The following is an 18,587-nucleotide window of genomic DNA, read 5'->3' as shown; positions in this document are numbered from 1 at the left end:
ACTTCTGCTGAATGAAGTTAAACACCCCTTACAAAACTTTATTTAAAAAAGCCTTGGTTCGATCCGATTTAGGTTTCGTAAAAATTTGAGATGGGACATCCTCCTCTACTATGACACCACCATCCATAAATATGACTCGGTCAGCTACTTCCCTTGCAAATCCCATTTCATGAGTGACCACCACCATCGTCATGCCCTCAAATGCCAACTGTTTCATTACTTCTAGTACTTCCCCAACGAGTTCGGGGTCAAGAGCTGAAGTCGGCTCATCGAACAGCATAACTTTGGGCTGCATCGCAAGAGCACGTCCAATGGCCACCCGTTGCTGCTGCCCCCCTGATAATTGCCTTGGATAGCTGTTTGCCTTATCCGCAAGCCCGACTTTTTCAAGCAGCTCCATAGCAAGAGCTTTCGCTTCCTCACTGTTTATTTTTCGTATTTTTTTCGGCGCCAAAGTAATATTTTCCAAAACCGTCTTATGAGGGAACAGATTAAACTGCTGAAAAACCATCCCTACTTCCGTCCGTACTGCATTGATATCTGTTGTAGGGTCTTTCAAGTGATGTCCGTTGATGACAATTTCCCCGTCCGTCATTTCCTCCAGCATGTTTAAACAGCGCAGAAAGGTGCTTTTTCCCGAACCGCTCGGCCCGATGACACAGACTACTTCCTGCAGCTCGATCTCACAAGTAATCCCCCTTAATACCTCGAGATCTCCGAATTTCTTATGCAAGTTGTTGACTTGTATCATTCTGTTTCCAACCTTCTTTCAAAAAAGCGTAGAACCATTGATAAACTAAAAGTGATGACTAAATAAAATAAAGCTACTGTCGTATAAATTTCCACTGCATTAAAGTGGTTGGCTGCAATCAAACGTCCTTGAAAAATCAGTTCAGGGACGAGAATGACAGACAATAAAGACGTATCCTTGATACTGATAATAAATTGGTTCCCAAGTGGCGGAATCATTCGTTTAAAAGCCTGTGGCCAAATAACATGGAGCATCGTCTGCTGATGATTCAGCCCAAGAGACCTCCCTGCCTCCATCTGGCCTTTATCTATTGATTGAACAGCTCCCCGTACAATCTCAGCTATATATGCCCCTGAATTAACAGCAATAACAATAATCCCCGCTGTGATGGAGTCAAGGTTTTTTCCGATAACCAAAGGAAGGGCAAAGAAAATCCAAATAGCCTGGACAAGTACAGGAGTACCGCGGATGACTTCAACGTACACAGTGGAAATGATGTAAAAAATCTTAGTCTTAGCCACTCTTCCGATTCCAAAGAGAGCCCCTAAAGCAAAACCGATTAAAAGCCCGACTACTGAAATGAGCAGCGTGTAATACAATCCTTTTGTCAAATCCGGCAGGAATTCGATGACACCTGCCCAATCAAATCTACCAATCATTACTTCACCTCTTAATAGAAAAGCGTAAGAAACCCAGCTCTGCGAAAAATACAAGAACCGCAATTACATCACTGAGTATGCATCAAGCTGTTTTGCGACGCGGTAAAACTACAAAAATGTATTTCACCTTGAACATGCTTCCTTGCTGACTTGTGACCTTGAGCCGATAACGCTTGGACTCTAAGCGCCACGTCCTGTGACGCTAAAGCTAAACATAACTCAAAACTTAGTCGTTCCTTATCTTCGACGAATAAAAGGGTGTAACAAAAGTCGGTTACACCCTTTCCTTCAGGATCATTACCTATTCAGGCTTTTCACCAAACCATTTTTCATAGATTTCATCATATTTTCCATTCTCTTTTAACGTAGCCAAAGCTTCGTTAACCTTGCTTACAAGTTCATCCTGGCCCTTAGCAAAAGCTATACCGTACTGCTCAGCTTGATATAACTCGCCAACCATCTTCAAGCTATCTTCCCCTTTGGTCTGGATATAGTAAGCAACATTCGGAGAGTCATAGAGAACCGCGTCGGCACTTCCATTTTCAACGGCCAAATACACCTGGTCCAATTGCTCGAACTGGCTGGCTTCAGCTCCCTCAATATTCTTTTTAATATAATCGGCACTTGTAGACCCGAGTCTTGTTGCAACTGTTTTCCCTTTTAAATCTTCTATACTGTTAATGTCTTTATTGTCGACGGAAACCCCGATCCTGAGACCCGCATCATAATAAGGGTCACTGAAATCAACCGTCTTTTTGCGTTCATCTGTAATCGTGATCCCAGCAAGGGCAATATCAAAAGACCCCGTCTGCAACCCTGGGATAATACCATCAAAGTTTGTCGTTTCCAACTTAATTTCAAAGCCAACTTCATCAGCAATCGCATTAATCAAATCAATATCGAATCCGACATATTCCCCGTTTTCTTTAAACTCGAATGGTACAAAAGAGGTGTCACTTGCAACCGTATATGTATCTTTTAAACCACTGCCTCCACTGTTCTTACTTTCCTTGTCGCCACTGTCCGATCCTCCGCTTGTGCTTTCAGATCCTCCTCCACACGCAGCCAGAACAAACATCAACGCAAGCAATAAAATCCCAAAAAGACCTCTTTTCTTTATTCTCATGAGACATCCTCCCCCTTTTCACATTGTAAACACTTACATAATTAAGCTAACTATAACAAAGATTGTCTTTTTAGAAAAGTTCATATTTTCCTTAAATTATACGATTATTTGTCTTATCAAGCTTTTCATGACTCTTTAGAGCTACAATGCTTGTTATTATTCCAAAATACGGATGGAGGCTGATGATTATAAAAATAGCCCATTTGAAAAACCTCCCACTGTTACAAAGGTCGTTGTTTTTCAATAAATGGAGTCGACATTTCCAATGTCGATACATCTCGTAATACATTTGTTACACAACTGAAAAACAAAGTCACAATTTGACGTGTTATGCTATATCTACCATAAACAAGAAAATGTTGGAGTTTCAGGGGGAAAGTGCTAGAATGACGATGTTAAAAAAAGCTCTAATTTCATTATTCGCCGTTATCACATTTGCAGCAGTGATCACTCAACCTATAGATACGGCTAGTGCGGCAGCCAAGCCATCAGGATCAGCAATTATAAAAGAAGGTAAAAAGCATCTGGGCGTTCGCTATCAGTATGGTGGAACGACTCCAAAAGGATTCGACTGTTCAGGATTCACTTCCTATACATTCAAGAAAAAGAACGTCAAGCTTCCAAGAACAGCGGCTGAACAATATAAAAAAGGAAAATCCGTCAGTAAAAAGAATTTGAAAGCCGGAGACCTTGTATTCTTTAAAACTACTTCAAAAACGAAAATCTCTCACGTTGGAATTTATGCGGGGAACAACAAATTTATCCATTCTGCGGGAAAAGGTGTAGCCATTACATCTATCAATGACCCGTACTATTGGAAATCCAAATATGCAGGTGCAAGAAGGGTATTATAATTCCCTTTTTCATTAAAACAGACAGCGATGATTCTCGCTGTCTGTTTTAATGAAAAGATCTTTTTGATCCTAGACTAAAATACTGCTCCTTAGCTGATTGTCGACAGTTTTCAATTATGCTTGACTATTTTGGTAGCTTGGACCAAATTTAAGATAGATGCCTCTCCTATTTTGGGATGAGACACTGATTTTGCAGTAATACGATCGGGGTATTGTTCGTTCCCACCCGCTTTTTCTCACCGGGTCTTCCATATGCTCAGAATAACCACGTTTGTTCATAAAAAAACAGACGGCGTTTTTTAACCGCTGTCTGTTTTTTTCACCTATTAAGCTGTATATCCTCCATCGACCGGAAGGTTAACACCTGTAATATAGACCGACTCATCAGATGCCAGGAATAATGCTGCATTGGCGACATCTTCAGCATACGCAAAGCGTCCGAGCGGAACGCGGCTCAAAACCTTGTTTGCATTGGCTTCCATATCATCGTCTTCATCGCGAGCTAAGAATTCCTTCAACATTGGTGTTTCCGTGAATCCCGGGCAAACGCTGTTTACACGAATTTTGTGTTCTCCTAAGCTCATGGCCAGTGCACGAACCATGTTGCTTACTCCCCCTTTTGCTGTTGAATAAACAGGGCTAAAGTAAGAGCCTACAAGGCCTGAGATAGATGAAGTGAAAATGATAGAACCGCCATTATCTTTCATGAACGGCAGAACATATTTCGTCAGGAAAAAACCGCTTTTCACATTCAAGTCCAGAGCAAAATCAAAACCAGCTTCTTCTACTTGATCGACACCGCCAGGGCCTGGTGTTCCCGCATGATTCCATAAAATATCAATCTTTCCATATTTATCAGTGATTTTATCAACCGTCGCTTTGATATCCTCCACACTGGTCATGTCTGTGCGATAAAAATGGGCTTTTCCGCCGCTTGCTTCGATTTCTTCAACAACAGCCTGTCCACTCTCTTCATTAATATCTAAGATGTTAACAATCGCTCCTTCTTTAGAGAATAACTTCGCTCCCGCTTTTCCCATTCCAGATGCTCCTGCAGTAATAATTGCTACTTTGCTTTGTAATCTCATAAGATGAACTCCTCTTTTCTATTATTTTGTTAAAAATGTACTCAACCATGGCACGTATAAGAGAATGATAGTCGCTACAAGCAAGGCCCCTAAATAAGGCATCGACCCTCTTATGACAACACTCAGCTTTTCCTTAAAATGCCCACTGACAACAAACAGGCTTAATCCAACCGGCGGTGTAATCTGAGAAATCATCATGCAGGCAATCGTCAAGACGCCAAAATGAATTGGGTCATATCCAAGTGCCATTACGGCCGGATACAATATTGGAATCGTGATATATAAAATCGGTACAGCATCCAAGAACATTCCAAATACAAGGAATAATACAAGGATTAACAGCATGATCAGCCATCCAGGCAATGTCAGCTGTGATACATATTCTGTAATTTGCTGCGGAACATGAGCATAAGTCAAAGCAGTTGAAAACATGTTCGCTCCGCCAAGCAGCAAGTAAATGACAGTGGTTGTCACCATGGAGTTAACTAAACTTTTTTGGATATTTTTCTTAGTGAATTCTTTTCGGTTAAATAGGAAGCTGATAATCAAAACATACACAACAGATACGGCCGCAGCTTCGGTCGGTGTAAATACTCCAGAATAAATCCCACCCAATACAATAACTGGCATCAACAATGACGGAAGAGCAACAATAAACGATTTAAAGATCTCCTGTGCACTGCTGCGTTTTTTCCTTTCCGTCTTGTCCTTAACACTGACGATGATGGCAGTGACAATCAATAGAGCCGCAATGACCAGCCCTGGAACAATGCCTGCAAGAAAAAGCTGTGCCACGTCTATCTGAACCATTGATGCATAAATAATCATGTAAATACTCGGCGGTATCATTTGGCCGAGTGTTCCAGCAGAAGCTACGACCCCCATGCTGTTTTCCTTGGAATAACCAAGCTGAATCATTTGCGGAATCATCATGGATCCTACGGCAACAACTGTAGCAGTCGCGGATCCTGACAATGCACCAAAGATTGTTGCTGTGATAACGGCTGCCGCCGGCATTCCGCCGGGCAAATGGCCGATCAAATGGTTAACAAAACCAATCATTTTATTGGCTGTTCCCATATAGGTCATCAAGTTACCAGCTAATAAAAAATATGGAATCGCCAGCAAAATCCATTTATCCGTTGCAATCAAAAATTGCGAAATGATCGCTTCCAACGGCAGGTCCAAAAACACAAACATCAGGATCCCGCCACTTAATCCAAGCGAAAGCCAAATAGGTGCACCAACGATCAATAAAATGAAAAAGATAATAAGTCCAATCAGTAACATATTCAAACCTCCCTCCTAATTCGTCTCCGCTCGAAAAAGATTAAAATCAATAATCATTTGCAAAAGAGCATAGACACATCCGAAAAACATACCGGCTACAATCGCAAACGCTGGAATGACCATCAGCATTTCACCAGAAAGTGTCATTAGATTCATGCTATAAATGGAAGACGCCCAAATGATTCCGGCATAAAATAGAATGACAAATGCAATAAACAAAATGATTCCAATTAGGAACTCCACAAGATGTTTGCTTTTCCTGGATAAACGATCCTCAAGAAGAGACATTTTTATATGTTCATTTTTTTTAATCAAGGGGCCTATGTACGCAAACACCCCATAGACGATAGCGTAACGGCAGATTTCCTCCAATATTTGATAAGAAATCCCGAACTGATACCGCAAAATGACTCCAACAAAAGCCAGTACCACACTGAGAATCAAGCAAAAGACAGCAATGACCTCCAGCGCTTTATCCAAAAATTTCGTCGAGTTCTCAAGTTTCTCGATTCGGTTCATTTTTTCATCTCCTTACACTCCAAATCAGTTTTCATCTCTTAACCTGATTGCTTCTTCCATCAGCTCTTTAGCTCTTGGCTCGCTTTTCATGAAGCTGTCCCAAGCAGGCTCAGTCACTTTTTTCCATTCTTCAATTTCTTCAGGTGTTGGATAATAAGTTTTGATTCCCTGCTCGCTTTCAAGCCTTTCGTTGACATCAGCGATTTTCTCGCTGACAGTGTCGTAAGCATATTGCTCCAGGTCTTTCCCTGTCTCTACAAGAATCTCCTGAAGGTCTTCCGGCAAGGATTCAAATTTCTTTTGTGACATCATGACAGGCATGAGATAGTTAACGAACGGATAAAGTGTTTGCGTTTTAACAGGAAGCTTATTGTCATACAAATACAGCGGAACTGTAATTAATCCATCTACCACTCCCTGCTGCAAGGCGGTCGGAAGCTCCGTACCCGGTATGGAAATTCCACTTGCTTTAATCGCTTTCAATGTCTCCGGAGCTACTTTTCCGCCAGGTGTACGCAATTTCAATCCATGAGCACTTGCTGTATCTGTAATCATCTTGCTTTCATCTGCTGTCCATAAAGTAGCGAATAAATCCGTGGAATCCAGTGAAAGCACCTTTAACCCTTTTTCTTCCGCCATCTTGGCTATTAGACGACCGCCTTTTTCACTATCAACAAACGCTTTCCGGCTATCCATATACACTTTGGGATCTTTCGGATCATAGTCGAATAAAAACGGCAGATCAAAGAAATACCAAATGGGATCGAAGCTTCCCGCTATTGAAGTCAGAGAGTGCGTCATGTCTATCTGCCCCTGCAGAATACCCGGTATTTCCTGTTCAGGTGGCATCAATTGTGAGTCCGAATAGATTTCTAACGAAAGTCGCCCGTCACTTCTTTTTTGAAGTTCCTCATCAAACCACACCATATATTGATGATGGAGCGTAGCCTTTTGATAGGGATGTGAGACCCTTAAAACGTAGGACTCTTTATCCGCTGAACCGCTTCCATTTGAAGAACAAGCTGTCATTAAAAGCATAGATACTAGGAAAAAGACGAATATCTTAAATTTTTTCATTGTTACCTCCATTTTTAATTGAATATTTTTACTTCTATATCAAAGCCTTGACTCCGGGCGTTCCCTCCTCACCCTAGTAGAATGTTTGTCGATTCCTGTAAAAACGCTATCTTAATATATAGCAAATAGCATGCCAACTTATAAAGTCTGATTTTATTACGATTTATTGAAAATCAATCCAACTATCGGTGAAATAATTCACCATTTCTTCAAAAAATACCTGAAGTAATTGCCAAAAAAATTTTTATTATTGATATATAATTAGATGGTGAAATAATTCAGCAGTGTTTGAAAAAATTCACCACACAAGATTAAAGGATTTAAAAGGAGTGGAAAGCGGGATGACCGTCCATAATTCATCGATGGACTACCATGATCAAGCCTCCGCACTTGACCACTATAAAGACTTAGCTCATAAATTGGAAACAGTCATTGAATTCTCCACAGATGGCATTTATGTGGTAGACCGTTACGGAATTACTGTTCTGGTCAATCGTGCATATGAGGAAATGACCGGATACCAAAAGGCGGATCTGATTGGAAAAAATGTATTAGACCTCACGGAAAGAGGATATTTCGATCGCTCTATTTCTGAGCTCGTCTTTAAAGAAAAAAAGCAGCTATCCATCGTTCAAAAAATCGGAAATGAGGAAAAGCTTGGCGAGAAGAAAGAGGTAGTAGTAACAGGCAGTCCTGTATTTGGTGACGATGGAGAATTATCTTTAATTGTCATCAGCGTAAGTGACATCTCAGAAATCAGTAAAATGAAGCGTGAACTCACAAAAGCAATGGAAACAGCCGAATTGAACTCTCACCGCTTCGCCGTCCATACAGAATTCGAAAAGAACCAGACCATTGTTTTTCGGAGTCCGCAAATGAAACAGGTATACGAAAAAATTCAACAGGTAGCTCCATTCCCCACGAGTATTTTACTGTCAGGGCCTTCGGGTGTTGGTAAGGAAATGCTGACCAACTTAATTCACCATTTTAGTCAGAGGAAAGATAAGCCCTTAATCAAAATCAATTGTGGAGCGATTCCCGAAAATCTATTGGAATCCGAATTATTCGGTTATGAGAAAGGATCATTCACCGGCGCAAGGCAGGAAGGAAAAGCCGGATTGCTTGAGCTTGCTGATGAAGGGACAATCATGCTCGATGAAATTGGCGAGATGCCACTCGCTTTGCAGGTAAAATTACTACGGGTTATACAAGAAAAACAAGTACGCCGGATCGGGAGCAACAAGACAAAGGATCTAGATATACGGATTATTTCTGTAACAAATAAAAATTTGGAGCAGCTTGTGAAACAAGGCCTATTTAGAGAGGACTTATATTATCGTCTGAACGTTATCTCCATAGATGTGCCGCCCCTTTCGGAACGTCCGGAGGATGTCCAGGAATTACTCAAGTACTTTTTTTCCTATTTCTCAAAGAAGTATCACATTCAAAAAGAAATTGCGTACGAAACCATCCGATATTTGACAGCCTATCACTGGCCGGGAAATGTACGGGAATTACGAAATATGGTTGAGAATTTAATTGTTTCTATTCCCGAAAATACCCTTGAACCCTATCACCTTCCCTTCCGGATCACCCAGGTTGAGCAAGGCTCCAAAGAGGTCCCATTAAAACAAATGGTGCAAAATTATGAAAAGAAATTGATTATGGATGCCTTGCAGAAAAAACAATCCCTGCGCCAAACAGCAAAGGAACTGGGTATTCATCATACAACACTGGTGAAGAAGCTGCAGAGCTGGGGGATAAAATAAAGATGAACAGCTTATAAGAAAGCGGGAACATGACCATGAAGCATGTTCCTGCTTTCTTATTGATTTTCTATTTCTGCATGAGTGTACAAATAAATCGTTTCTTCATCAATCAAGAAGCTGACAAAGAGCAATCCCTAGAGGATTCGTTTGCCATAAGTTTTACATCGAACATTTGTGAGTACCTATTATGGAGCAAGGTGCTTCTGTCTTTTTGGAAATCTTACTTTGTGAAAAATGTTCATATTACCCTTTACAAATTTCGTGTCCCGAATTATAATAGTGAAGTTGGTTACCTAGGTAAATATTAGGAGTGATGCCAATGAATCCTGTGATTCATGAAATCTTTCAAAAGACCCGGCTGCTTACCAAAGAGCTTAACACCACATTAAAAAAACATGACTTGTTCGCTTCCCAGTGGACAGTCCTTTATTGCGTTTATCAGTATGGAGAAATGACGCTGACAGATATATGGAAATATCTGAATGTAGAGGCACCAACGATTACTAGGACAGTCAAACGCTTAGAGGAACTTGGCTGGCTCAAAACATATGCAGGAAAGGACCGCCGCGAAAAAATGGTCCGACTGGCTGAAGAAGCAGAAACTCGATTGCCTAATATTAAAGATTCCATAGAGCGGTTTGAAGAGCGGACAGTGGAAAAATTAACCAAAGAAGAGCAGACAGTATTGATGGAGCTCTTGAAAAAATTAGATATGGAAGGAAGATGATAGTTTGCAAAAATCGCAACCCATTTGGACAAAATCATTCATTAGCTTGTTCTGTACGAACCTTTCGGTTTTTATTGTGTTTTATGGTTTAACGGCAACTCTGCCGCTATATGCGACAGGGATTTTAAATAAAACGGATCAAGAAGCTGGCCTGCTAATGTCCATCTTTTTACTTTCCGCCATCATCGTTCGGCCATTTACCGGAAAGATTTTAGACTTGGTCGGAAAAAGAAGAATGCTTCTGTTCAGCCTCGTCTTATATTTGCTATGCACGGTTCTTTATTATTTCATCGATCCATTCGGCTTGTTGCTTGCCCTACGCTTTTTGCATGGAATTGGGTTCAGCATTGCAACCACAGCATGCGGGGCCATTGCGGCGGATATCATTCCGCCAGCACGCCGCGGTACAGGCCTTGGTTACTTTACCATGTCGACAAACCTCGGGGTTGTCCTAGGTCCGCTCATTGCCTTGTCTCTCATCCAAGCCTACTCCTTTGACATGCTGTTCATCATTCTCAGCCTTTTAATGATAACAGGGGCGCTTTTCTCTTTGATCGTGCCTGCCCATAAACAGCAGAATGGAGCCAAAGCTAAAAGAAGGATGTCTTTTAATGACTTATTTGAAAGAAAAGCTGTGCCTATAGGCTTTCTCGCTTGTCTGACCGGTCTTTCATATGCGAGCATCCTATCCTATTTATCCATTTATGCCCAAGGAAAAAATCTGTTGGGCATGACAAGCAGCTTCTTCCTCGTCTTTGCCGCTGTCATGCTTCTTGCAAGACCGTTCACAGGAAGATTGTTTGATCTGAAAGGACCTCAATATGTCTTGTATCCCGGATTGGTTTTATTCATCGTCGGATTGATTATGCTGGCATTTACCAATTCGGCTACTACATTTTTACTAGCAGGAGGCTTCGTCGGACTTGGCTACGGCTCTTTGGTGCCAAGTATGCAGACGCTTGCCATCCAATCTGTGCCTATCGAACGAAGTGGGTATGCCACTGCTACTTTTTACACTTTCTTTGATGGTGGAATCGCTTTGGGATCATATATTTTCGGAATTATTGCTGCAGCTAAAGGGTATCAATCGATATATCTGATTTCCAGTATACTTGTCTGCTGTGTTTTTCTATTACTCATGATTTTAAAACCAAATAAACAAGATAGGAAAGCGGCGGACACCGTAAAGAAAGTGGAGAGTTTTTAGGAACAGACCAAATATATCCATTCTTTGGTGGAAATCCACAGATAAAAAGGGTGCTATAATCCCTTTTTAATAAAACAGACAGCGACCCATTTGAGTCGCTGTCTGTTTTTATTAAAAAGATGGATGCAGCGGACGATCTCACTACAACCATGATGCTTCAGTGACCAAGTATTCTCCAGTTTCGTGCCGAATTCCCTTTCTCATTACAACTTTAGTAGGTAGTAAAAACTCAAAATTCATCGTTAAACCTCCCTAGATTCTAAAAATTTATTTAGCAAACCAGCCTGTCGGTTGTACTTCAAGATTAATATTGATTTGTTTTACTTCTGTGAACTCTTCATATCCAAATGTGCCTAGTCCGCGCCCAATTCCACTTTGTTTATAGCCGCCCCAAGGAGCTTCATTGTATGTTGGATGATAACAGTTAATCCATGTAATTCCGGCTCTGATTTTTTTGATTACACGCAATGCTTTGGCACCGTCCTGACTGAATACCCCCGCAGCTAATCCGTAATCTGTATCGTTTGCCAAACGAACAGCCTCTTCTTCATCTTTAAATTTTTGGACAACGAGAACTGGTCCAAAAATTTCTTCGCGAACAATTCGCATATCGGGAGTTGTATTAATGAAAATAGTCGGTTCTACAAAATATCCGGCTCCCATACCATCTTCCATAATTTGACTGCCGCCGCAAACCAGCTTGGCTCCCTCTTGTTTGCCTATTTCTATATAGCTGAGTACTTTCTCCATATGCCCCTTACTGACCAAAGGACCCATTTCTGTCTCATCATCATGCCCCGGACCCACTTTTATCTTTTGCGCTCTCTTGACCAGTTCTTCAATAAATTGGTCATGGATGCTTTCTTCCAAAAGTAATCTCGAACCAGCGGAGCAAACCTGACCCGCTCCGGAGTATATTCCGAATAAGGCATAGTCAATGGCGGCTTCAAAATCGGCATCCGCAAAAATAATATTCGGTGATTTCCCACCAAGTTCCAGGGATATCTTTTTGATATTTCCTGTCGCCGCTTTCATAATGTGTCTTCCGGTTGCTGTGCCTCCTGTAAACGATACTTTATCTACATCAAGGCTTTCGGCTATTTCGTTCCCAACCGTTTTACCAGCACCCATGACCATATTGATAACCCCTGCAGGAATCCCCACTTCTTCAATGATTTCAAATAAACATTGCGCTGTGACCGGTGTTACTTCGGAAGGTTTAAACACAACTGTATTTCCCGCAGCCAATGCAGGGGCGATCTTCCAAACAGACATCAGTAAAGGAAAGTTCCATGGAACGATCAGCCCGCAAACGCCTACCGGTTCCCGTACGACCATAGCTTGCATAGGGTCTGGCACCTGATAAGTCACACCATCCGGTTTCGTCACCATTCCAGCATAATACCGAAAGCAAGCCACAGCATCTGCTACATCAAACTGAGTCTCATGCAGAGGTTTTCCGTTGTCCAATGTTTCCAGATAGCTGATTTCTCCCGCTCTTTCCTCCAATTTATCTGCAATGGCATATAAAAAAGCTGCCCTTTCTACTGCTAGTAGATCTGACCATATACCACTGTCAAAAGCCTCTCTGGCTATCGCAATTGCTTTTTTGGCATCTGAAATATCGCCCTCGGCTGCCTTCGCAATGATTTCCCCATTAGCCGGGTTAATGATATCTCTGAATTCTCCACTTGATGGGTCTTCCCATTTTCCATTTATATACATTTTTAATTTTTTCATGTTGTCTCCTCACTTGTCTCGTTATAAAGTTAATTCTCTGTATAGATTTTCGTTGTTATTTAAAACCTTTGAGAGCTTAGAATCAGTAGATTTGAATAATAAGACAGACTGGGTGATCAATTCTTCTTTTTCCGTCAAGAGGATGTGCGTTTCGCCACGAGCATCTATAAAAGTACTCCCGCCTATAAAGGTTAAATCTCCTTCAGTTCCTATCCGATTACATAAAGCAAGGGGGACTTCATTTTCCATGGCTCTACACTGAGTATAAATTCTTTGGTATTCCTTATAAGGAGCCATATTTGAAGTAGGAATCAAAATGATATCAGCGCCTTTTAGCCTTAGTATTCGGGCGACTTCCGGAAATTCTATATCAAAGCATCCCATAATCCCAATTTTCCCAAATTCCGTTTGGAAAACTGGAACCTTTTCACCATGTGAAAAATAGATTGCTTCTTGATCGTATAAATGGGTCTTTCGGTAAAAACCCAAAACTTCCCCCTGATTGTTTATATAGGCAGCGGTAACATAATATTGATCATTGTAAATTTCCGGAAAAGATATAATAGTACTTATCTCAAGCTCATTACATAGCTTTTGGATGAACCTAATGCTTGGTCCATCTTTCTTTTCAGCAGCTTCTCTTAACCAAGGCCCGATTAAATAGCCGGTCACACATAGTTCAGGAAATACAACTAAGTCCGATTGTTCCTCTTTAGCCTTTTTAAGAAAGTATGATATTTTCCCTAAGTTGAAAGCCTTGTCATTTAACTTTGTCTCTATTTGAGCAATAGATAACCTCAATTCCTCCCTCCTTTCCACTCTCTGCCTAGGACTTATCGCAAGAAGCGTGCCACACAAAACTCCCGGAAAGTAATAAAATCCTATAATAAATCAGAGAATCCATTAATATTTCAGGAAATAAATAGTAAAATAGCTGACTTTTTTCATCTGATGAAAAAAATCATCCCCTTTGAAAACCTATTTTTATAGTAAATCTATGATTTTTTTCATCGGTTTCCATTAATTCTCACTAAAACTTTTAAATTTCTTATGTTATCTTTTAAAAACTCATTGAATTGGTACCTAGTATCCAAATAAACAATCATTATCTGAATTGCCCAAATCAAATGCGCCTTGGCGTATTTGCGCCCAGATTTTATCGAGCTCCGCTCGATAAATTTCCTCTGAAAATCTGTGGCATCCGCCGGAGGCTTTAACTTTATCCAGCCGGGGTTTGAACCCTCACTGAATGGAATACCAATATGCTTTCATCTCACCATTTACAGAAGTGAGAGACTTCTGCTGAATGAAGTTAAATAAATAGGTTATATTTCATCTCTAATGTGGAAATTGCAACAAAAACCATTTTGTCAACCAGAAAAAAGCACCAGAATTCATTAGGATTTCATGCAATGTGGCTCACTTTTTGCATAGAAGTCAGTGGATGTGAGTATTAGGAGGTTCGTTGTATGTGGGGTTCCAGAAACAACGTAAATTTACTGTTGCTAGTTACATCAAAATACGAAATAAAGCATTTGGTCGGGAACTTTTTTTCGGTCTTCCATAGAAATACAACAAATATTTTTGCAAGTGACAGAAAACTCACTATGCTTGACTGGTCTAAAGTATTTAATGAAGGGCCCAACCTTAATCTAGGTGAGCAAATTCTATATACGAGGAACCAAGAAAAAATATTATTCACCATTACAAAGGTAAACGAGAAGGAATTTGAATATATTATTTCCTTCACAAATATCTCAAAATGCTCGGCGCTAGGAGAAAATAAAACTTCTTTGGATGATAAGTCTGACATAATGATGGAGTCAAACAAGATGAAACAAATTTTCTCTATTATTAACAAAATAGCGCAGGTAAACTCGACTGTACTTATATTGGGGGAGTCGGGCGTCGGCAAAACCATGCTTGCTAAACAAATACACAATTCAAGCCCCAGGGTTGACCATCCTTTTATTGCTGTGAATTGTGCATCGCTCCCGGAAAATTTAATTGAGTCGGAGTTGTTCGGCTATAATCATGGTACATTTACAGGCGGACAAAAAGGGGGGAAACGCGGTTTATTTGAAGCTGCAAATAAAGGGACTATATTCTTAGATGAAATTGCTGAGCTGCCATTTTCCATTCAATCCAAAATGTTGGAAATACTCCAATCAAGCACATTCCGAAGAGTAGGTGGAACAGAAAATATAAACGTAGATATTCGCATCATAGCGGCTACCAATAAAAATTTGAAGCAAATGGTCGAAGAGAATAAATTCCGGCAAGACCTTTACTATCGATTAAACGTAGTCCCGATCAATATCCCTCCTTTAAGAGAAAGAAAAGATGACATCCCTTCTCTCGTTACATTTTTCTTGAACAAATATAACGAAAAATATTCCCAAGACGTAAGGTTAAATAGCAAGCTGGAGAGTCAACTCATAGAATATGACTGGCCAGGAAATATAAGAGAATTGGAAAACGTCATAGAAAGAATAGTAGTAACAAATACTGACCAAATTGCTGAACTGCTTGATACACCTATACAAGAGAAAAATAACGAGCCCCGGGTCCAATCGAAGGAAGAAGGCAATATACTAACCGAGGGGCTTATTCCCCTTAAAATGGCCAAGAAAAGACTTGAAAAGCAATTAATTTTGAGAGCGTATCAGATGTATGGAAGCACCTATCAAGCTGCTAAAGCGTTAAAAGTGGACCAATCAACCATTTCGAAAAAACTAAAAGAATATAATTCAAACTAAAAGGTGAAAAATCATGAAAAAAATTAATCTGGCCTTGGCTCAACTAAGATCTAGCTTCTTAAATAAAAAAGAGAATGTTAAACGCATTAAAGAGACCATCGAACTCGCTTCTACAAATAAAGCAGACTATATACTTTTCCCTGAACTTTTTACTACAGGGTATCTTTCTAATAATGAAATTAGAGAACATGCGGAAACAATAAATAGCACATCAATTGAGGAAATCAGAACAGCAGCGCACAAAAACAATTGTGGAGTGATTTTTGGCTTTGCAGAAGAGCTTCATGGAAAAATATTTAACACTGCCCTTTTTATTAATAAGGAAGGGAAGGTTGCAGGAAGCTACAGAAAAATCCACCTCTTTGAATTTGAAAAAAATATATTCATGCCTGGTAAAAACTGTCCCGTGTTCGACACTCCTGAAGGAAAAATCGGTCTCATGATCACTCAGGATATCGAATATCCTGAGGTCTCCAGAATATTAGCCATCAATGGGGCACAATTAATTCTCGTCCTTTGTGCTAATATGTATCCTTACCAGCGATCTCATAATGTTTATTTACATGGAAGAGCCATGGAGAATCATGTATTTGTTGCTTCTTCTAACAAAGTCGGATTAGAGGGAAATAATGTTTTTTTGGGGGAAAGCATAGTCATTGATCCCAAGGGCAAAACCATTTATAAATCCGGCAATAATGAAGAAGTTCCCATTATAGAAATCAATTTCGAGGAAATAGAAAAAGCAAAAGGAGCTTTAAATTATCTTAATAATAGAAGACCTGACATTTACCTGCAAGAAGGCATGAATCCCATTGAGTATCGGAAGATATCTAAGATTGGATCTTAGTATCAATATGGGACCTCAATTGAAATAACCCCATAATAAATGGTCAAACCCCCCGCCAAATTTATTGGTGAGGGGTTTGGCCTTATTGATTTATGTATTCTGCGGCCTCATCCGGGATTTTCATAGTGATTTTAATCAGCGCAACCTTCAGTGTCACATAGGGACTATTTTCGTATGATATGATTCGTGCCGCTTCATGTAAAGAAGCGTCCTTATCCTCTTTTTCACCCAATTTGATAGTATCCTCCTGCAAAATAATATACTCATACTTTTTTTTAGCCTCTTCAGGAAGAGCAGACGCGTATTCCCACTCATTCATTTTTAATTGTTCGATAAATATTTCTATATCGGCTTTATCAGTTATTGACCGTAAAACGGAATCGTTATCATCAGAATCAGACCGCACCTCAATTCTTTGTGCTTTTCCGATCGTTTGAATGCCAGCCTGTAATTCGTCTTGCTCCTTAGTACCGTCATTTACTTCGGATGAATCAGATGAGTCACATCCAGCCAATAATCAAATGCGCCTTGGCGTATTTGCGCCCAGATTTTATCGAGCTCCGCTCGATGAATTTCCTCTGAAAATCTGTGGCATCCGCCGGAGGCTTTAACTTTATCCAGCCGGGGTTTGAACCCCCACTGAATGGAATACCAATAGGCATTCATCTCACCACTTACAGAAGTGGGAGACTTCTGCTGAATGAAGTTAACACTACCATCAAAAGCAGCCCACCATATATAGGAAGCTTTCTCACGATTTTCACCCCTATTTTTTTTCCTGCACTAATGTACCCTTATAAACACTGTATCATTGAAGCATAAAAAAAATGTCGCGCCTAAGACTTAGATTTTGCAGATTGTAAACTTGATAAGGACTTCGGCTTTAAGAACACCAAATCACTCCGTCACAATTTGTTGATTAGGTTTATCTTGAATAAGCACATGACTGCCTGTTAAACTTGTCATAGATTCATAAAGTAAGGGAGAGTGGAGAAGAGATGAGCATAGTTCAAGAAAAAGGTTATTTCGGCCAGTTCGGAGGCAGCTTTGTACCACCAGACTTGCAGGAAGTAATGAATCACTTAGACGAGCAGTTTGAAAAGTATAAAGATGATGAGGAATTCATCCAGGAATACAATTATTATTTAAAAGAATATATAGGCCGGGAAAACCCGTTGACTTTTGCTGAAAGATTGACGAAGGAGCTTGGCGGTGCAAAAATTTATTTGAAACGGGAAGATTTGAACCATACCGGCGCCCATAAAATCAATAATGCCATCGGACAAATTTTACTTGCCAAACGAATGGGCTTAAAGCGTATTATCGCTGAAACTGGAGCGGGCCAGCACGGCGTTGCTACAGCTACCGCTTGTTCAATGTTCGATATGGAATGCGTCATTTATATGGGGGCTGAAGATACAAAAAGGCAAGCTCTGAACGTATTCCGCATGGAATTACTGGGTGCCAAGGTTGTAGCGGTTGACAAAGGACAGGGGCGTTTGAAGGATGCCGTGGACGAAGCATTAGGTGACCTCGTGCAAAACTACAAAAATACCTTTTATTTGCTTGGCTCAGCGGTTGGGCCTCATCCTTACCCAACGATCGTTAAACATTTCCAATCGGTGATTAGTGAAGAGTCCAAGAGACAGATTGTTGAAAAAGAAGGCAAACTGCCGACTGCGGTCGTCGCCTGTACCGGTGGCGGAAGCAATGCGATTGGAGCTTTTGCCCATTATATCGATGAACCTGGTGTACGTTTGATCGGTGTTGAACCGGACCAGGCACCATCTTTAACGGAAGGTGTTCCTGCTGAGCTTCACGGATTCAAGTGTCTAGCGCTAATCGACGAAGAGGGAAATCCGAAACCAACTTATTCGATTGCAGCCGGCTTGGACTACCCTGGCATTGGCCCTGAACACAGTCATTTAAAGGAATCCGGGCGAGCGGAATACCACACAGTAACAAATGAAGAAGTCCTGGACGCCTTCAAAGTACTTTCGAAAAAAGAAGGAATCATTCCAGCACTCGAAAGCGCACACGCCATAGCACACACATTAAAATTAGCACCTACTCTGAACAAAGATGACATCATCATCGTCAACTTGTCTGGCCGCGGAGACAAAGACGTACAGCAAGTATTTGAGATGGAGAATCATCAATAATAGGATTTGACA

General features: G+C 40.6%; 18 protein-coding genes. 7 read left to right on the top strand and 11 right to left on the bottom strand.

What is annotated here, in order from left to right:
- Nucleotides 1–28 precede the first annotated feature (28 nt).
- The 3 genes from D5F11_RS14120 to glnH all read right to left on the bottom strand — a co-directional run bounded on the left by D5F11_RS14120 (nt 29) and on the right by glnH (nt 2,536).
- Complete coding sequence (locus D5F11_RS14120; protein ID WP_120118831.1) at nt 29–751, bottom strand: amino acid ABC transporter ATP-binding protein; 723 nt, start codon at nt 749–751, stop codon at nt 29–31.
- The gene (locus D5F11_RS14115) at nt 748–1,410 is read right to left on the bottom strand and encodes an amino acid ABC transporter permease (RefSeq protein ID WP_120118830.1); all 663 of its coding nucleotides are present in this window, start codon (nt 1,408–1,410) and stop codon (nt 748–750) included. The genes D5F11_RS14120 and D5F11_RS14115 overlap by 4 nt, the downstream gene beginning before the upstream one ends.
- A gap of 301 nt (nt 1,411–1,711) precedes the next feature.
- Nucleotides 1,712–2,536: a glutamine ABC transporter substrate-binding protein GlnH gene (gene glnH, locus D5F11_RS14110; RefSeq protein ID WP_120118829.1), complete on the bottom strand. Its 825-nt coding sequence runs from the start codon at nt 2,534–2,536 to the stop codon at nt 1,712–1,714.
- Nucleotides 2,537–2,922: 386 nt separating this feature from the next.
- Here glnH and D5F11_RS14105 point away from each other — a divergent pair, with 386 nt between their 5' ends.
- Nucleotides 2,923–3,390: a C40 family peptidase gene (locus tag D5F11_RS14105; RefSeq protein WP_120118828.1), complete on the top strand. Its 468-nt coding sequence runs from the start codon at nt 2,923–2,925 to the stop codon at nt 3,388–3,390.
- A gap of 326 nt (nt 3,391–3,716) precedes the next feature.
- On the opposite strand, the gene D5F11_RS14100 is transcribed toward D5F11_RS14105, so the two are convergent.
- The 4 genes from D5F11_RS14100 to D5F11_RS14085 are packed head-to-tail and all read right to left on the bottom strand — an operon-like array spanning nt 3,717 to nt 7,364.
- Complete coding sequence (locus D5F11_RS14100; RefSeq protein ID WP_120118827.1) at nt 3,717–4,478, bottom strand: SDR family NAD(P)-dependent oxidoreductase; 762 nt, start codon at nt 4,476–4,478, stop codon at nt 3,717–3,719.
- A 21-nt stretch (nt 4,479–4,499) separates the two neighbouring features.
- Nucleotides 4,500–5,768: a TRAP transporter large permease gene (locus D5F11_RS14095; RefSeq protein ID WP_120118826.1), complete on the bottom strand. Its 1,269-nt coding sequence runs from the start codon at nt 5,766–5,768 to the stop codon at nt 4,500–4,502.
- A 15-nt stretch (nt 5,769–5,783) separates the two neighbouring features.
- The gene (locus tag D5F11_RS14090) at nt 5,784–6,287 is read right to left on the bottom strand and encodes a TRAP transporter small permease (RefSeq protein WP_120118825.1); all 504 of its coding nucleotides are present in this window, start codon (nt 6,285–6,287) and stop codon (nt 5,784–5,786) included.
- Between the two features lie 24 nt (nt 6,288–6,311).
- Nucleotides 6,312–7,364 carry a TRAP transporter substrate-binding protein gene (locus D5F11_RS14085; RefSeq protein WP_185830700.1) on the bottom strand — a complete coding sequence of 351 codons (1,053 nt, stop codon included), beginning with the start codon at nt 7,362–7,364 and terminating at the stop codon, nt 6,312–6,314.
- Between the two features lie 341 nt (nt 7,365–7,705).
- Between D5F11_RS14085 and D5F11_RS14080 the strand changes: the two genes are divergently transcribed.
- The 3 genes from D5F11_RS14080 to D5F11_RS14070 all read left to right on the top strand — a co-directional run bounded on the left by D5F11_RS14080 (nt 7,706) and on the right by D5F11_RS14070 (nt 11,067).
- Complete coding sequence (locus tag D5F11_RS14080; RefSeq protein WP_245998218.1) at nt 7,706–9,133, top strand: sigma-54 interaction domain-containing protein; 1,428 nt, start codon at nt 7,706–7,708, stop codon at nt 9,131–9,133.
- Between the two features lie 319 nt (nt 9,134–9,452).
- Complete coding sequence (locus D5F11_RS14075; RefSeq protein WP_120118822.1) at nt 9,453–9,860, top strand: MarR family winged helix-turn-helix transcriptional regulator; 408 nt, start codon at nt 9,453–9,455, stop codon at nt 9,858–9,860.
- Nucleotides 9,861–9,864: 4 nt separating this feature from the next.
- The gene (locus D5F11_RS14070) at nt 9,865–11,067 is read left to right on the top strand and encodes an MFS transporter (protein WP_120118821.1); all 1,203 of its coding nucleotides are present in this window, start codon (nt 9,865–9,867) and stop codon (nt 11,065–11,067) included.
- A gap of 267 nt (nt 11,068–11,334) precedes the next feature.
- Here the strand turns inward: D5F11_RS14070 and D5F11_RS14065 are convergent, their stop codons facing one another.
- A complete protein-coding gene (locus D5F11_RS14065) occupies nt 11,335–12,807 on the bottom strand; it encodes an aldehyde dehydrogenase family protein (protein ID WP_120118820.1) in 1,473 nt (490 codons plus the stop codon).
- 21 nt (nt 12,808–12,828) lie between these two features.
- On the bottom strand, nt 12,829–13,608 hold the full coding sequence (locus tag D5F11_RS14060; RefSeq protein WP_185830699.1) for a carbon-nitrogen hydrolase family protein: 780 nt from the start codon (nt 13,606–13,608) through the stop codon (nt 12,829–12,831).
- A 668-nt stretch (nt 13,609–14,276) separates the two neighbouring features.
- On the opposite strand from D5F11_RS14060, the gene D5F11_RS14055 reads away from it, so the two are divergent.
- Nucleotides 14,277–15,566, top strand: a complete 1,290-nt coding sequence (locus tag D5F11_RS14055; RefSeq protein ID WP_120118818.1) for a sigma-54 interaction domain-containing protein — start codon at nt 14,277–14,279, stop codon at nt 15,564–15,566.
- Nucleotides 15,567–15,579: 13 nt separating this feature from the next.
- The gene (locus tag D5F11_RS14050) at nt 15,580–16,413 is read left to right on the top strand and encodes a carbon-nitrogen hydrolase family protein (protein WP_120118817.1); all 834 of its coding nucleotides are present in this window, start codon (nt 15,580–15,582) and stop codon (nt 16,411–16,413) included.
- A gap of 82 nt (nt 16,414–16,495) precedes the next feature.
- Here the strand turns inward: D5F11_RS14050 and D5F11_RS14045 are convergent, their stop codons facing one another.
- Entirely contained in the window at nt 16,496–16,927 is a 432-nt protein-coding gene (locus D5F11_RS14045) for a hypothetical protein (protein ID WP_120118816.1), read from the bottom strand.
- On the bottom strand, nt 16,891–17,079 hold the full coding sequence (locus D5F11_RS14040; RefSeq protein ID WP_126646596.1) for a hypothetical protein: 189 nt from the start codon (nt 17,077–17,079) through the stop codon (nt 16,891–16,893). The genes D5F11_RS14045 and D5F11_RS14040 overlap by 37 nt, the downstream gene beginning before the upstream one ends.
- A 332-nt stretch (nt 17,080–17,411) precedes the next feature.
- Between D5F11_RS14040 and trpB the strand changes: the two genes are divergently transcribed.
- The gene (gene trpB, locus D5F11_RS14035) at nt 17,412–18,575 is read left to right on the top strand and encodes a tryptophan synthase subunit beta (protein WP_120118815.1); all 1,164 of its coding nucleotides are present in this window, start codon (nt 17,412–17,414) and stop codon (nt 18,573–18,575) included.
- The last annotated feature ends 12 nt before the right edge of the window (nt 18,576–18,587 follow it).

The organism is Siminovitchia terrae, assembly GCF_003605405.2.
In the GTDB taxonomy this organism is placed as follows: domain Bacteria; phylum Bacillota; class Bacilli; order Bacillales; family Bacillaceae_C; genus Siminovitchia; species Siminovitchia terrae.
Note: the sequence above shows the minus strand (reverse complement) of the source record. Positions and strands in the feature narration are given on the sequence as shown.

What these genes read in the sequence shown, in the direction of transcription:
- D5F11_RS14090 (WP_120118825.1), bottom strand. Translation starts at nt 6,287, where the DNA reads ATGAACCGAATCGAGAAACTTGAGAACTCGACGAAATTTTTGGATAAA.
- D5F11_RS14050 (WP_120118817.1), top strand. Translation starts at nt 15,580, where the DNA reads ATGAAAAAAATTAATCTGGCCTTGGCTCAACTAAGATCTAGCTTCTTA.
- D5F11_RS14075 (WP_120118822.1), top strand. Translation starts at nt 9,453, where the DNA reads ATGAATCCTGTGATTCATGAAATCTTTCAAAAGACCCGGCTGCTTACC.
- D5F11_RS14100 (WP_120118827.1), bottom strand. Translation starts at nt 4,478, where the DNA reads ATGAGATTACAAAGCAAAGTAGCAATTATTACTGCAGGAGCATCTGGA.
- D5F11_RS14085 (WP_185830700.1), bottom strand. Translation starts at nt 7,364, where the DNA reads ATGAAAAAATTTAAGATATTCGTCTTTTTCCTAGTATCTATGCTTTTA.
- D5F11_RS14080 (WP_245998218.1), top strand. Translation starts at nt 7,706, where the DNA reads ATGACCGTCCATAATTCATCGATGGACTACCATGATCAAGCCTCCGCA.
- D5F11_RS14105 (WP_120118828.1), top strand. Translation starts at nt 2,923, where the DNA reads ATGACGATGTTAAAAAAAGCTCTAATTTCATTATTCGCCGTTATCACA.
- D5F11_RS14040 (WP_126646596.1), bottom strand. Translation starts at nt 17,079, where the DNA reads ATGAATGCCTATTGGTATTCCATTCAGTGGGGGTTCAAACCCCGGCTG.
- trpB (WP_120118815.1), top strand. Translation starts at nt 17,412, where the DNA reads ATGAGCATAGTTCAAGAAAAAGGTTATTTCGGCCAGTTCGGAGGCAGC.
- D5F11_RS14095 (WP_120118826.1), bottom strand. Translation starts at nt 5,768, where the DNA reads ATGTTACTGATTGGACTTATTATCTTTTTCATTTTATTGATCGTTGGT.
- glnH (WP_120118829.1), bottom strand. Translation starts at nt 2,536, where the DNA reads ATGAGAATAAAGAAAAGAGGTCTTTTTGGGATTTTATTGCTTGCGTTG.
- D5F11_RS14055 (WP_120118818.1), top strand. Translation starts at nt 14,277, where the DNA reads ATGTGGGGTTCCAGAAACAACGTAAATTTACTGTTGCTAGTTACATCA.
- D5F11_RS14065 (WP_120118820.1), bottom strand. Translation starts at nt 12,807, where the DNA reads ATGAAAAAATTAAAAATGTATATAAATGGAAAATGGGAAGACCCATCA.
- D5F11_RS14115 (WP_120118830.1), bottom strand. Translation starts at nt 1,410, where the DNA reads ATGATTGGTAGATTTGATTGGGCAGGTGTCATCGAATTCCTGCCGGAT.
- D5F11_RS14120 (WP_120118831.1), bottom strand. Translation starts at nt 751, where the DNA reads ATGATACAAGTCAACAACTTGCATAAGAAATTCGGAGATCTCGAGGTA.